Genomic DNA, 13597 nt, shown 5'->3' with positions numbered 1-13597 from the left:
CCAAGAGCCGAGGCGGGTGACCGGCCGCGAGGGCTCACTGTGGGCAGCCTGCTTCCCGCGGAGACCGGGGGCGCGAGGCCAGGCGCCGCCGCAGACGGATCGATACGGCTGTACTCACTCGTTTTGTCCCTGTGGGGGCACGCGGGACGGAAGGACCGGGCGGGATGGGCCCCCGTGACATGTCCCGCTTGTCCGCCGGCCAGCCTACGGCCTGACGTGACGGCAGGTGCAAGGCATTGTTGACGTCGTGTGTATCAACTCGGCGGCGGCCCGGCCCAGTTGAAGCCATGTCGGGCCCTGCACTCACTGCAGGCCACCCGCTGGGCCGACGACGCCGAGGGCGCGGCAGATCTGGCGGTGCTGCTCGGCATCCTGATCACCGCGGCGGAGCGCCGCCTGTCCAACGGGAGGCGTTCATGACCGAACGTGACGTCATACTCAACGAACTCGCCCAGGGGCTGCGCCCGATGTCACAGGGCATGGAGTGGTGTGACAGCCTCGGCCCGGAGGAACAGTCCGAGACGCTGCTGTTCCTGCGCCATCACTGCGTCCACGCTCGCGCAGTCGCCGAGGACGGACCGGAGAGCATCCGTCATGCCGAGCTCCGCCCCACGCATACGCCTGCAGTGCTGATTACACGCGGCCGGATCGACCATCAGCCGGGGAAGATCGCCGGCCTCGCCCCCCTCGACGAGCGCCGGAAGGCGTTTCGCCTGCTATCGCGGTACTCGCGATCGCGGACAAGCGGCGCCGCGAGCGCTTCTGCGGCGGCGGATGCGGTCACTGGTGGCACAGGCTGTCCGTCGCTGACTGATCGCGTGGGACTCGACCGCCACGGTGGCGAACTCTGACCGGCCGCGGAGTCTCCGCAGCCGGCCGGTCGACGCGTTGGGGCGCATGTTGTTGAACGCCGGCCATGAGGTCCGTGCGGCTGGATGATGTGGGTCGTGGCGTCTGGCGAGGTGGGCCGACGGTACTGCCGGAAGTGTGGTGTTCCGCTGCCGCGTTCTTAAGGGCATTCCGGCTCAGTCGATCAGAACGCCTGGGTTGAGGATGCGATGGGGGTCCAGGGCGTTCTTGGCGGCGCGTAGTGCCAGCGCGAAGGGCTCCGGGCGCTGGAGGTCGTAGCCGGGGCGGTGGTCGCGGCCGACGGCGTGGTGGTGGGTGATGGTTGCGCGGTGGCGGTGCAGGATGTCGCTTGCGGCGGCTTTGATGTCGTCCCAGACCTCGACCTCGTCGCCGGGTCGGCCGGCGACGGCCACGGTGAAGTAGGGGGCGGCGCCGTCGGGGTAGACGTGGGTCAGGCGGCAGTTGATGGTGGCCGGGTGACCGGTGGCCTTCAAGGCGGCGGCGCCGACCTGGGTGCGAACGGCGTCGATCAGGGCGGGAATCGTGTCCCAGGTGGCGGCGGTCTCGAAGGTCTCGACGACGGCGCCCATGCGAGCCAGGCCGTCGCGCAGGTAGGGCATGCGCAGGAACGCCGAGCGCCAGGCGCGCACGGCCGCGTCGGCCGGGGCGTCGCGGTCCGCCGTCGGCGCCCCGGCGCGGCCGCCGTGGGCGCGGGCCAGGTCCAGGGCGCTCGTGAGGCGGTCGTCGACGCGGGTGGTGGCGGATTCGAAGCCCAGGACCAGGACGGCGCAGCCATCGTGCGATGCGCCGGACAGCAGTGCCTCGCCGGAATCGAGCAGGCGGCAGTTGGCCGGGGCGAGGTCGGACTGGGCGATGGCACGCACGGCGTCCAGCGCCTGGTGGAAGTCGGCGAAGGCCACGGACGCCGAGGCCTTGTATCGCGGGCGTTCCTGCAGGCGCATCCACGCCTCGGTGATGATGCCGAGGGCGCCTTCGGAGCCGAGGAACAGGCGGTCGGGTGACGGTCCGGCGCCGGATGCGGGCAGGCGCCAGGACGTGCCGGCTCCGGCGGGCGTGACCACGTGCAGGGACTGCACGAAGTCGTCGATGTGGGTGTGGCCGGTGGCGTAGTGGCCGCCGGCCCGGGTGGCCAACCAACCGCCGAGGGTGGAGAACTCGAAGCTTTGCGGGAAGTGGCGCAGGGTGAGGCCGTGGGGCCGCAACTGCTCTTCCAGCACGGGACCGAGCGCGCCGGCCTGGATGCGGGCCGAGCGGCCGGCAGTGTCGATCTCCAGGACCTGGTCCATCGAGGTCAGGTCGAGCGACAGCACGGCGCGGTGGGCGTCGCCGCGGTACTCCACGCCGCCGACCACCGAGGAGCCGCCGCCGAAGGGGATGACGGCCACGCCGTGCCCGCCGGCCCAGTCCAGCAGGTCGGCCACCTCCTGGTCGTCGGTCGGTCGGGCGACCAGGTCGGGGATCCGGCCGGGGCGGCCGTGAAGGGCCCGGATGACGTCGCGGTAGGCCTTGCCCATGGCGTGGGCGGCGCGCGCTTCGGGATCGGCGGTGACCAGGTGCGCCAGTGCAGCCGGGGGTGTCACGCCGGGGCGGGCGACGGTCAGGTCGGCGACCTGGGGTATCGGCAGCGGGCGGGCCAGGGTGCCCGGCAACAGGGCGCCCATGGCGGTGCATTCGGCTTCGTCGGGGTGGGCGTCGGCGTAGCCCCAGCCCCACCAGGAGCGAGGGCGGGAGGTACCGGGGTGGGACGGGGTGGCAGGCATCAGTGTGCTCCCAGCGAAGTCCAGGCAAGCAATTTACCCAACGGAAAATTACCCTAAGGTAATATCGGGTCCATGACAACGCACCCCTCCAGGGCCGGCACCAAGGGCGTGCCCAGGGCCGCGCGCGAACGACAGATCCTGGCCGCGGCAACCGAGGAGTTCGGCCGCCACGGCTACGAAGCGGCCACCGTGGCCACCATCGCCGCCCGCGTGGGCGTCACCAAGCCGTTGCTGCACCACTACTTCGGCAGCAAGCAGGACCTCTACCTCGCCTGCCTGAACCCGGTCGGCGACCGGCTGCTGGACGCCATCAGCGCCGCGATGGCCGAACACGCCTCCGGCGCGCCGCCCACCTCCCTGCGCGTGCTGCACGCCCTGTTCGCCGCCCTGGACGGGCAGCGCGAGGCGTGGTTCGTCCTCTATGACGTCACACTGCCGCCCGGCAGCGATGCCGCCCGACGCGCGGCGCACTACCGCGGCGCCATCGACGACCTCGCCGCAACCGGCACCGCCGACCTCCTGCACGCCGCCGGATCCAGCGATCCGCTCGACGCCGACGCCCTCAAATACGCCTGGCGCGGCCTGTGTACCGCCCTGGTCCGCTGGTGGGTCAACCACCCCGACCAGTCACCCGAAGCCATGGCGCAGCGCTGCGCACGGCTCTTTGCGGCCGGCCGCACCATCCTCGCCACCGGAGACGACAGCGCATGAGCCGGAACGGCGCCCACCTTGGACACATCCAAGGCCGGTCGCCGTCATCGCACCGGGGCCCGGCCGGCCGACCACGCGGTCGGCGCGGGCGACCTCGTCGACAACGGCCCGACCCGCCGCTACTGCATCCTGGACGGCCATGCCGACCACCTGGTGCGGCGATGGGCCGAGGGCTGCAGGCGCGCTCGTCACCTCCCATGCGACGGCTGAGGGACGGAAAATCCTGCACCGATACGCGACGTGGCACCTCCTGCGTCGGCTTCGCCGACGCAGCCGCGGCAAGGACATCACGCACAGCCAGCTCACGGTCGCCCGGCAACATCTGCGGGCGGCCGTCTATCTCCTGAACTGGCTGGAGGACCAGAACCTGACCCTTGCAACCTGCCGGCAGACCGACATCGAACGCTGGATGACCAGCGGCGACGTCCGTCTTCGCCAGAAGGCAGGCCACTTCGTGCGATGGGCCCTCGCCCAGAAGATCGCCCGCGATCTCACCTTCCCGGCCCAGCGATGGAACGGCCCCTCCCAGCCGATGGACGAGGAAGCCCGCTGGGCCACCGCCCGCCGCCTGCTGCACGACGACACCCTCAAGCCCGAAGACCGCCTCGCCGGCCTGCTGTTGCTCCTCTATGCCCAGTGGCCCGCAGCGATCTCCCGGCTCACGGTCGACCACATCGAGGAGACGGACAGAGCGGTCCGCATCCGACTCGGCGCCGTCCCAGTGGACCTGACCGCACCCGTCGCTGAACTGGCCCTCCAGCAGGTCGAGGTCCGCCGCAGCCATGCCGTCCTCGGCCGCACAGACTCGCCCTGGCTCTTCCCCGAAGGCCAGCCCGGCCGCCCGATCAGTTCCTGGGCCATGGGCGAACGGCTCCGCAAACTCGGCATCCGGCTTGCGGAGACCCGCTCGACCGCGCTGTTCCAGCTCGCCACCGAACTGCCCGCCGCGGTCCTCGCCCGCACCCTCGGCATCGACATCACCGTCGCCATCAAATGGCAGCGAGCCGCGCCGGAGACTGGGCCGCCTACGCAGTCGAGATCAGCCAACGAGCCACCCGCCGCCAGCAAGGAGAAAACGTACGTGCCCCTCGATGACCAAGACCGCCACCACGTCGGTGTGGCCGGCACCGACCCCCGGTGACCAGGTTGATGGCGCTGCCTGGTCGGACCTACGGCGGCGAGCCGTTCGCGGCGATGGCTTCTCAGGTACGCCGAGACAAAAAGGCGACGAACGCGATGTAGGTGATGGCGGCGGTGGCCACGAACCAGAAGTACGGATCGCCGCTTCTGCCGGATGCCAGTTCACCGATGAAGGCGCTGAGATTCCCCACGGTGAGCACGATGCCCGTGCCGGCCCAGGCCCACCCTCCGATCCGGGCGAAGCGCTCGTCGGGAGCCTTCTCCGTGAGGCCCTGATAGGTCTCGCTCCGGCGTCCCAGCAGCACTAAGGCAAGACTGCAGACCGCCAGGATCCCGAACGTCACCAGGCCGAGAGCGAGGTGGCCGCCGAAAGTCGCGGCCACGAGGCAGGCGCCTCCGACGGCGAGGAAGAAGCCGGGGACGGACCGCCTGGCTGTGTCACTGGTCATCTGCTGGACTCTCATTGGCATGAAACATCTCCTCAACGCTGACCTCGAAGAACTTGGCCATGGACAAGGCGAGCGGCAGGGAAGGTGTGTACCGCTCGGTCTCGATGGCGTTGATCGTTTGCCGTGAGACCCCGAGGGCTGTGCCTAGCTGGCCCTGGGAGAGCCCTCGTGACGACCGCAGCTCCCTGACGCTGTTTCGCATGTGTAAAGCTTACTTGTCATCCCTCGGGGACTGTCAAGCTTGCTTTACAGGAGGGCAGGGCTCACACGGCGCCTCGGGCACCGCGTTCACCGTGCTGGTGGCCAGCCCGGCAGGAAGGGCGAGTGCATCCCCGGCCGCCCCTTGGAAGGCCACAACCCCGCCCGCGAGCGCGGCTCCAGCTCCAGGTGATGTCACTTCTCACCGACATTTCGCGGCGCTGTGATCGACAAGTGCTGCCTGATCCCAGGTCTCGCCTACAAAGCCAGCTACGACGCCGTCTCAGAACACCTGCTCTGGACGAGATACGACGGCGTCAGCGACCTCGCCTCCTACTACCCGCCCGAGTGGCTGTGACGTCGTCAATTGGGCCCATGGTGACGGCGGTTCTCGCTCTCTGGCAGTTGCGCGTTCAATGATGTCTTGAGCTGACCCCCACCCGCTGGCCTGCTGTCACTGGTCTGGTGGGGCCACGGCAGGCCGTCCTCGAATGCCCGTACGCGGAAAAGTCCCAGCCGTCATCGTGGGGCCAATTGCAGACGTCGAAGCCACGCCCGAGCATCCCCCGACGTGGTGGACCCGCTTTTTCGACTACCTGTGACCGGATTTTCGGGCACCGCAGGCTGAGGTATTCCGCGGGTTCCAATACCCGACTCCACCATTAGCCACGGCGAAGGGCGACCCGGAGCGGCAGAGCCTGGAGTCTTCGCGGCGAGCAGTTCGCCGGCTGAGTTGGAAGTCGTGAACCGATGAAGTGGAACCTGCGCTGGGCAGCCGCCCGCCGTGACATCTGGCGGCCCACCCAGTTGCTCGCCGCCTTCCAGGAAGTCGGCTTCAACCCGTCGCTGAGCAAGACGGCAGCGCTGTGGTCGAGTAAGCCCGTCACGGTCCGGCTCGACGATCTAGACAAGATCTGCACCGCCTTGGACTGCACCGTCGCGGACTTGATGGAGGCCGAGCCGGTCGCCGCAGCGATGCCATCGGAGTCCGGGCGCCGGGCGGTCGGTGAGAACCGGAGCGTGGAGCAAGTTCGTCCGACCCCCAAGCCGGGCAGTGGAGGCCGACGTCGCTCGCTGCCTCCCAACTGAGGGGCACAGGCATGCCCCGTCACCCCGAGGTCGCAGACGGCAGCTGCACTCACTGTCTGGCCTGGGCGAATGACCGACTCACCCTTTGCTTCGGATGCCGCGGCTGGCGGCAATTGCATCCCGAGGTGTCCGAGTGCGAGCGATGCCAACGTCGCCTGCCGCTGAAGAACGGTAAGTGCCGTTTCTGCACCCTGCTGTTGAAGGAAACCGAGATCGATGTCAGCGGTATTGCCCTGGTCGGCGGAGATCAGCTCTGGTTCGGCCGCGAATTCGCCCTGCGCAGAAGCGACAGATACCTCAGCGGACACTCTCAGGGCCGCCTCAGGGCCAAGCAGAAGCAGTTCCGGGCGGTCTCGCGCCCCGACGCCCCACATCGCCTCACCTCATCGACCCCGCGCAACTGGAACTGTTCCCCACACCTCTGCGAGCCTGGAGCCAGCTGCATCCCGAAGACGAGTACGCGCTCACTCCAGAGGCCAAGACGCTGCTCAGCGACTTCTCCGACTACCTGCGCGAACAAGGAGTCGACCCCCGCTATGCCGGGAGTGGGAGCCTGCGCACGCTGCGCGTGCTGACCGCTCAACTTGGCGTCGAAGCGCCCGTCCGCGAAGAGGACGTCAACGTCATCGCCACCCTCAGCGGCCACCACAACGGACGGCGTGTGGTCTGCTTCCTGCGCCAGCGTGGCCTCTTGCAGCGCCGGCCGGTGACCAACGCTGAGCTGGTCCGTGCCCGGACACTTGCCGACTCGCTGCCTGGCTCGTTCGCCGTCGCGGTTCACACCTGGATCGACGTTCTCCTCGGCCGAGGCAGTCGCTCCAACCCCGTTCTCGCCTCCGGGACGATCTACGTCTACGTCCAGAACGCGTTCCCGATCCTGAGGACTTGGGCCGCCTCCGGGGCAACCGACTTGAGACAGATCACCAGAAAGGACATCGAAACCCCAATCTTGAACCTGCCCCACTTCCGTCGGCACTCCGTCCATCCCCCGCTTCGCTCGCTGTTCCGGGCCCTGCGACGCGAACGAAAGATCTTCCGTGACCCCGCCCGCAGCGTCTCGATTCCCCAGGCGGTTCGACTCCCAGTGCCTCTCCCCTCGGAAAGGCTGAAGGGGATCTTGGACAAGGTCAACGACGTCAGGAGCCAGTTCATCCTCGCGCTCGTCGCCGTCCACGCCCTGGCCCACCACGACCTGCCGTCGCTGCTGCTCAACGACCTGGACCGAGCCCGCGGGCATCTGCGTGTCCGCCGCCCAGGGCGCCTTGATCACATCGTCTATCTCGACGAGCTCACCACCGAGTTGGCGACAGCATGGCTTCGCGAGCGGCACCGTCGTTGGCCCAGAACTACCAACCCCCACTTGCTGGTCAGCAGGTTCTCCGCAACCGACGAAGCCGGGCCGAAGATCAGTACCGAGGTCACGAAGACCGTCTTCGAGCGGGTCGGAATCAGCGCCAGCAGGCTACGTCAGGACCGCATCTACGACGAAGCCCGACACACTGCCGACCCTGTCCATCTGATACGCATGTTCGGGCTGGCGACGTCGACGGCCATGAAGTACGTCATGGCGGCGCATCCCAGCAACCAGGCCGATCCGATTCAACCCTGACAGTCGCCAACCGGCCCGTCTACATCACTGTCGGGATCAACCTCGAGGTCGCGCGTGACGAGTTGGGCAGGTGGGTAGGCTCCGGCGGCGAGGGCGCCAAGCAGTGGATGGCCTGGCTCGCGGAGCTGAAGAACCGCGGTATTGAAGACATCCTGATCGCCTGTTGCGACGGACTCAAAGGACTGCCCGACTCCATCACCAACATCTGGCCGGTCGCGGATGTGCAGCTGTGCGTGGTCCACATGGTCCGCAACAGCCTCAAGTACGCCTCCACCAAACACTGGTCACAGATCGCACAGGAGCTCCGCGAGGTCTACACCGCGGCCACCCCCGACGCCGCCGAACGGTGGTTCGCCGAGTTCGAGGAGGCCTGGGGCACCCGCTATCCCGCTCTGATCGGCGTCTGGCGGCGCAGCTGGGAGCACTTCATCACCTTCCTACGGTTCCCGCCCGAGATCCGGAAGATCGTCTGCACGACGACCGTGATCGAGTCCCTCAACTCCCGCTTCCGCCAGGCCACGGCCACCCGCCGCCGGGGGCACTTCCCCAACGAGGAAGCCGCCCTGAAAGTCCTCTACCTCGTCATCCGAGACCGCCGCCCCAACCGGGCCAACCCCACCGGTCGCACCCACAACTGGAAAACCGCCATCAACGCCCTCGCCGGCTTCTACGGCGACCGCGTCATCGACAACCAGTAACAACCCAGCTAAACCCATGAATCGTCACCACCAGGGCTGACACGAAAAACAAGACACTCCCCGTCACTCTTGCTTCTTGGAGACTCCTGTGTCGAATTCCGATGCTTTCTTCCCGCTTCCGCCGTTCTACTGCCCTCTACCTGGTGCGATGAGCCCGTTCGCCGCGACCGCTGAACCCCGCATGCTGCAATGGCTGGACTCCACCGCCATGGGTCAGCTGCCGGGCATGCGGGCGGCAGCACAGAAGATCCGGGTGCACCGGGGGATGGGCCTTACCTGTGACGGCGCCACCGACGAAGCAGCCTTCCAGGTCGCCTGCTGATTCAGCGCCTGGTATTTCCTCTTGGACGACGCCGTCCTGGAGAGCAGCCAGGACGTGGGACAGGCCGCCGAGGCGGCAGGCCGGATCATGCGGGCCTTCACTGCTCCCGACGCCCAGCCGCCCACGGACGAAGACGCGTTCGTGGCCGCGGCATACGACCTGGCGGCCCAGCTGCGGGCTTGCTGCCACCCCACGCACTACGCGCGGTTCACTCACGGGCTGCGCGTCTTCTTCAGCGGCACGCTGCGCATGCTCGCTGTCTGCCTCAGTGGAGAGGACCCCAGCGAGGACCGGTACCTGAGCGTGCGGCTGGAGGACTGCGGTCTGCCGCCGACCTGGCAGCTGATCGAGCTGTGCCAGCAGGACGTGGTCCCCGACGAAGAACTCCATGCCCCCGCCGTCCAGGCGGCCCTGGAGAGTCTCTCCCTGGTCCTGATCCTCGACAACGACCTGTACTCCTACCCGAAGGAACTCGAAAAGGGCCAGTTCAACTTCGTCACCGTGATCCAGAAGCACCGCCGGATCCCCCTCGCGGACGCGGTGAACGAAACCGTCGTCGTCCGCGACCGCATCATGCAGCTCTTCATGCGGCTGTACGAGAAGGTACGGCCCACCGCCAGCGCCCCGCTCCGCCACCTGCTCGACCAGCTCGCCCACATTCCGCGCGGACACATCGAATGGGCGCTGGGGACTCCCCGCTACCAGCAGCTCATCCCCGCCGCACAGATCCCCTGGGCCGCGGAACCCTCCACCACCGACAAGAGTCCCCTGCCGTACCCGGCCATCTCCTGGTGGTGGAACCACGTCTAGCCTCGGGCTTTCATGAAGCGGGTTGTCCGACGGGTGGTCAGGTAGCGAAAAGCTCCTCTGACCAGCAAGAATGAGGATTGTTGGCCTCGAAGGTGACAACTGGGGTCTGGCACAGATCTTGGGGAGCGGTCTGCGTCGGAGTCATCTGGGCGTGTATCGCGTCTTGATCAACAGGTGGTCCGGGTGAGGTCTTGACTCAGATTATCGACGTGCTCAGGGGCGAGGTAGTTGCCGGGGCTCCTGTTGGATCGGGTGGCGAGCCCAGTCATGAGTTTGTTGATCAGGCGCTCGACGCCGCCCGTCACTGGTCGGAACCACCCTGCTCCTTACCGGAACACCCGAGCGCGCTGCGAGTAGCCGGTATCGGCGGCCATACGGATCCAGGAGTGCTCGAACCGTCAGCGGAGGTTTTCACCGTGCTCAGTCAAGTTCCTGGCACCCCTGAGGAGCCGCCCGCCGGGCCTCAGCCCGGCAGGCGGCTCGAGGACAGGCTCGACGCCCTGGGCGAACAGATCGACGGACAACTGGACGAGCTGTACCCGCCGTCACCGGCCCCCCAGGCCGTGCAGGCCCTTCTCGCCCAGGCCGCGTTCCGAGGGCAATTGACGGAAACTCAGATGAGGGCGCTGAGCAGGCGCGTGCACGACACCCTGACTGCTCCGGTGCGGCATCTCATCGAGGCCGGCGGACAGCGGTGGCGGCACGGGCTCATGCTGGTGGCCATCGACGCATTGGGCGGCGACGGCGCCCGCTTCGCCCCGCTGGCCGCTGCCGTGGAAGGCATCCATACCGGGTCACTGATCGTGGACGATGTGCAGGATGCGGCCGTACTGCGCCGCGGCAGGCCCGCCGCGCACCAGGTCTTCGGTCTGCCGACGGCACTGAACGCGGGGACCGCCGCCTACTTCGCTTTCGATACCGCCATCCGCCGCACGGCAGCCGACGACCCGCCCCTGCGTGCCGCCCTGTACGAGGCGTATAGCGGGGTGCTGCGCGCTGCACATGCGGGGCAGGCACTCGACTTGCAGGGCCACAGCCTGGAGGTGGAGCAGGCATTGCGCAGTGGGTGCAACCGGTCTCTGGCGCAGGTGGTGCTGCTGACCCACCGGCTCAAGTCCGGGGTGGTGGTGGGAGCGAGTCTGGAGATGGCTGGTCTGGTCAGCGGAGCGAACGCGGAGACGTGTGCGGCGCTGTACGCATTCGGGGCGGCGGTGGGCACCGCTTACCAGATCGCCGATGACATTGCGGATCTGGACGGGGTGTGCCGGGGAGGTCAGGCGACCAAGAGCGTCGGCGAGGACCTGCACAACGGCAAGGTGACCGTTCCGTTCGTCCACGCCGTGGCTCTGGCGCCTCAGGACGCCGGGCAGATGTGGCGATGGGTTGCCCACGGACGGGCCACCGCGCAGCAAGTGGAGCGCGCCATCACGATGCTGCACGAGTGTGGAGCGGTGCAGGCCAGTACGTCCGAGGCAGACACGGTGTTCGCGGCGGGCTGGCAGCAGTTGGACGTCCGGCTGCCAGCATCACGGGAGAAGGAGCTGGTGCACGACATGGCCTGGTGGGTGGTCAATCAGCATCGGGTGGCCTGACCGCTCGGTCCTGTCCTGGCCATGTCCGAGTGGGACACGAGCCCGGCAAGCGGGCCGAGGGCGGGCGGGAAAACTACCGCAACGGCCACCGGCCGAAGACGCCATCGAGACCCTGTGGCAGCCGGACATGGAATCTCGAGACGCCGCGCCGCGCCGCGACCGCCGTTTCGAGTGAGGACGACGGTATCCCGGAGGCCGATGCCGTCGAGCGCCTGACCGCGCTCAAGAAGGCGCTCGGGGCGCTCCAGGCCGTCAACCGGAGCCTCACGAGGGATGTCCTCGCCCGGAGCGCCGTCGGTCCGGCCCAAACGCTGGATCACGAGGACATCGTGCATGCCATCTTGACGGAGACTATCGACATCCGGGGGAAAGCACTGCGCGCCCACAATTACTGACGGTCCGGCAGTTAGTGACGTTCGGTGCCGAGATCCTGCGTCGCGGATGCCGAAAGTACATGTCAGGTTCCTGCAGACCATCAGCGGGATTGGGCGCTGTTCCGTTCATGTGAGGGCGAAATCCCGTGGGGCGAGAAGGCCACCGGACTCCGGGGCGGGGTTACCAGGTGGCGGTGAGGTGGCGGGGCACTCGGAGGGCGGTGTTGAGAGGCCAGGCGTCGGGGTGGGCACGGCCTGGGTCGGTGAGGGTGAGGCGGGGGCAGGTCTGGGCGAGGGCGGTGAGTGCCTGGTGCGCGAGGCGGCGGGCGTAGGGAGCGCCGGGGCAGTAATGGATGCCGGCGCCGAAGGCGAGGAGGGGTGGGGTATCGGGGCGCTGGGGGTCGTAGGTGTCGGGGTTGGTGAGGTGGTGGTCTTCGTCGCGTCCGGCGGAGGCGAGCAGAAGCAGGAGGCGGGTGCCGGCGGGGACAGCGATGCCGGACAGCTGGACCTCGCGGGTGGTGTTGCGCAGCCAGCCGGTCAGTGGCGGGTTGTGGCGCAGGGTCTCCTCGACGGCGTCCGACAGCCGTCGCGCCTGGTGGGGTTTGTTCCAGGTGCCGGTGGTCAGGAGGCGGTAGAGGGTGTTCGTCAGTGCCTGTTTTCGATCCGAAGGCTGGCGGATCCCCCAATATTGGCGTCGTGACTCGGATCGTGGCCGCAAGCGCAGTGACCAAGGACGAGGCCGGGCGTCTGCTGCTTGGGTTCAGAGACGCGGAGGCAGAAGCGGGGAGATACCAGGCGTCTATCCGTGAAGTCGTTACCCGTGGCCGTGGCTCTCCCGACATGTACCCCGGGCAATCCGAATGTGGGCCCCTCGGGTGGATGTCCTGCCCGGGTGGTCTGCGTCTGGTCATCTCGACCATGGCGGGCAGAACTCCACATGGATTTGTTCCCCATTATGTGCATGCAGATCCGCCCGGTGGTAGATGCTGCGGCAGACGTGATAATTGCATCCGCCAGTAATGTACAGCTCTGTCGCGGCAGCGGGCGGACCTTCCTTCGTGACGGTGAATATGTGCGGAGCCGCTTCCCGGAACGCCATCGAGCTGCCCGTCAGGAACAGTGTCTCGGCGAAGACGTGCTGATGGAGCAGGTTCCTGTTCTCTGGGGCGCTTGGGGCCGCGTAGTTGATCTCACAGGTCTCGGCTGGCAGGTCCCTCACCGGCACACTCGCGGTGCGTACTTCGCGGGGAGCGTTCCCTGCAGTAATGCGCGCCCGCAGCTTCTTCCACAGGGAGGGCCGAAACTGTACTGCTCGGTGGGCCAGCACGAGGTCGAGCGGCTTCTCCCCGCTCTCGAAGTCGATCCCGAGCGCCGTTCCAGCGGTGCGCATCGGCAGGTAGACCAAGGACCGTGGGGATCGCGCTGCAAGCAGCCACAAAGTGCCAATGCGTCGACCGTCTGGCCGGTCCACATACATGTAGTACGAACCGCGGGTTTGGTAGATTGCCCCGTTCTTCAGTGGTGTGGCCGGGCTGATCACTCGATATTCCTGGCCCCCGAGTCGCACCTGCTGGACGGTGATCTTCAGTTGCAGGCGGTCCCGTGTGAGAGCGGCCCTCGATGCAGTCATCCCGTTGTCTCCTGCCCCCGGATTTGATCTCTCACCGTGATTGTCTCAGTCAAAGGCGAGGAAGGCCCCAGGAATTCGGACAGGGGCGCCGTCATCTTCGTAGTTCCCTCAGCGGATGCTGAGGGAGCCCCACGTAGGCAGGGTCTGGCAGGCAGGACGGCCGGCACTCCGGCGAGTAGATCAGGCGGCCCGCGCGAGCTGGTCCGGCCGGGCTGTTCCTCCAGGGCAGGTGGGGAGGGGCGCCCGGCCCTTGGCCGGGGCCGAGGGCGCCGCCGGCCGGGCGCACACCGCCGCCCAGCACTACGCCTGGTGGGCCGGCCACCCCTCGGTCGACCCCGACCGGAT

Annotated in this window: 15 protein-coding genes and 2 pseudogenes; 12 read left to right on the top strand and 5 right to left on the bottom strand. The window is 67.8% G+C overall.

The genetic code is table 11. The annotated features are described in order from the left end of the window. Window positions 1–249: 249 nt before the first annotated feature. Complete coding sequence (locus tag AB0D04_RS13380; protein ID WP_362702505.1) at window positions 250–420, top strand: hypothetical protein; 171 nt, start codon at window positions 250–252, stop codon at window positions 418–420. Next, window positions 417–814 (top strand): annotated as a pseudogene (locus AB0D04_RS13375) (DUF5958 family protein). Before AB0D04_RS13380 ends, AB0D04_RS13375 begins: the two are co-directional and overlap by 4 nt. 211 nt (window positions 815–1025) lie before the next feature. Here the strand turns inward: AB0D04_RS13375 and AB0D04_RS13370 are convergent. After that, a complete protein-coding gene (locus AB0D04_RS13370) occupies window positions 1026–2630 on the bottom strand; it encodes an FAD-binding oxidoreductase (RefSeq protein ID WP_362702503.1) in 1605 nt (534 codons plus the stop codon). A gap of 72 nt (window positions 2631–2702) precedes the next feature. On the opposite strand from AB0D04_RS13370, the gene AB0D04_RS13365 reads away from it, so the two are divergent. Next, complete coding sequence (locus AB0D04_RS13365) at window positions 2703–3341, top strand: helix-turn-helix domain-containing protein (RefSeq protein ID WP_362702501.1); 639 nt, start codon at window positions 2703–2705, stop codon at window positions 3339–3341. Window positions 3342–3480: 139 nt separating this feature from the next. Beyond that, window positions 3481–4482 (top strand): hypothetical protein, encoded by a 1002-nt coding sequence (locus AB0D04_RS13360; protein WP_362702499.1) that lies wholly within the window; start codon window positions 3481–3483, stop codon window positions 4480–4482. 61 nt (window positions 4483–4543) lie between these two features. Here the strand turns inward: AB0D04_RS13360 and AB0D04_RS13355 are convergent, their stop codons facing one another. Next, complete coding sequence (locus tag AB0D04_RS13355) at window positions 4544–4930, bottom strand: hypothetical protein (RefSeq protein ID WP_362702497.1); 387 nt, start codon at window positions 4928–4930, stop codon at window positions 4544–4546. After that, a complete protein-coding gene (locus AB0D04_RS13350) occupies window positions 4920–5132 on the bottom strand; it encodes a helix-turn-helix transcriptional regulator (protein WP_045933922.1) in 213 nt (70 codons plus the stop codon). Before AB0D04_RS13350 ends, AB0D04_RS13355 begins: the two co-directional genes overlap by 11 nt. Before the next feature lie 219 nt (window positions 5133–5351). Between AB0D04_RS13350 and AB0D04_RS13345 the strand changes: the two genes are divergently transcribed. The 8 genes and pseudogenes from AB0D04_RS13345 to AB0D04_RS13310 all read left to right on the top strand — a co-directional run bounded on the left by AB0D04_RS13345 (window position 5352) and on the right by AB0D04_RS13310 (window position 11643). Then, the gene (locus AB0D04_RS13345) at window positions 5352–5486 is read left to right on the top strand and encodes a hypothetical protein (protein ID WP_362702495.1); all 135 of its coding nucleotides are present in this window, start codon (window positions 5352–5354) and stop codon (window positions 5484–5486) included. Window positions 5487–5878: 392 nt separating this feature from the next. After that, window positions 5879–6217 (top strand): helix-turn-helix transcriptional regulator, encoded by a 339-nt coding sequence (locus AB0D04_RS13340; RefSeq protein ID WP_362702493.1) that lies wholly within the window; start codon window positions 5879–5881, stop codon window positions 6215–6217. Between the two features lie 568 nt (window positions 6218–6785). Continuing rightward, a complete protein-coding gene (locus tag AB0D04_RS13335) occupies window positions 6786–7826 on the top strand; it encodes a hypothetical protein (RefSeq protein WP_362702634.1) in 1041 nt (346 codons plus the stop codon). After that, complete coding sequence (locus AB0D04_RS13330) at window positions 7823–8524, top strand: IS256 family transposase (protein WP_362702627.1); 702 nt, start codon at window positions 7823–7825, stop codon at window positions 8522–8524. Before AB0D04_RS13335 ends, AB0D04_RS13330 begins: the two co-directional genes overlap by 4 nt. Window positions 8525–8672: 148 nt before the next feature. After that, complete coding sequence (locus AB0D04_RS13325) at window positions 8673–8846, top strand: hypothetical protein (RefSeq protein WP_362702492.1); 174 nt, start codon at window positions 8673–8675, stop codon at window positions 8844–8846. 15 nt (window positions 8847–8861) lie between these two features. Beyond that, a pseudogene (locus tag AB0D04_RS13320) lies at window positions 8862–9656 on the top strand (terpene synthase family protein); the annotation flags it as partial. A 416-nt stretch (window positions 9657–10072) separates the two neighbouring features. After that, the gene (locus AB0D04_RS13315) at window positions 10073–11248 is read left to right on the top strand and encodes a polyprenyl synthetase family protein (RefSeq protein ID WP_362702490.1); all 1176 of its coding nucleotides are present in this window, start codon (window positions 10073–10075) and stop codon (window positions 11246–11248) included. Between the two features lie 29 nt (window positions 11249–11277). Further along, the gene (locus AB0D04_RS13310) at window positions 11278–11643 is read left to right on the top strand and encodes a hypothetical protein (protein ID WP_362702488.1); all 366 of its coding nucleotides are present in this window, start codon (window positions 11278–11280) and stop codon (window positions 11641–11643) included. 160 nt (window positions 11644–11803) lie between these two features. On the opposite strand, the gene AB0D04_RS13305 is transcribed toward AB0D04_RS13310, so the two are convergent. Both AB0D04_RS13305 and AB0D04_RS13300 read right to left on the bottom strand, forming a co-directional pair. Beyond that, window positions 11804–12340, bottom strand: a complete 537-nt coding sequence (locus AB0D04_RS13305) for a cytochrome P450 (RefSeq protein ID WP_362702487.1) — start codon at window positions 12338–12340, stop codon at window positions 11804–11806. A gap of 189 nt (window positions 12341–12529) precedes the next feature. Further along, window positions 12530–13252, bottom strand: coding sequence for a hypothetical protein (locus tag AB0D04_RS13300; protein ID WP_362702485.1), 723 nt, complete (start codon window positions 13250–13252; stop codon window positions 12530–12532). Between the last annotated feature and the right edge of the window lie 345 nt (window positions 13253–13597).

Source organism: Streptomyces sp. NPDC048483, from assembly GCF_040651455.1.
Lineage (GTDB): Bacteria > Actinomycetota > Actinomycetes > Streptomycetales > Streptomycetaceae > Streptomyces.
The sequence above is the reverse complement of the archived record's forward strand: the minus strand, read 5'-3'. Positions and strand labels throughout refer to the sequence as shown.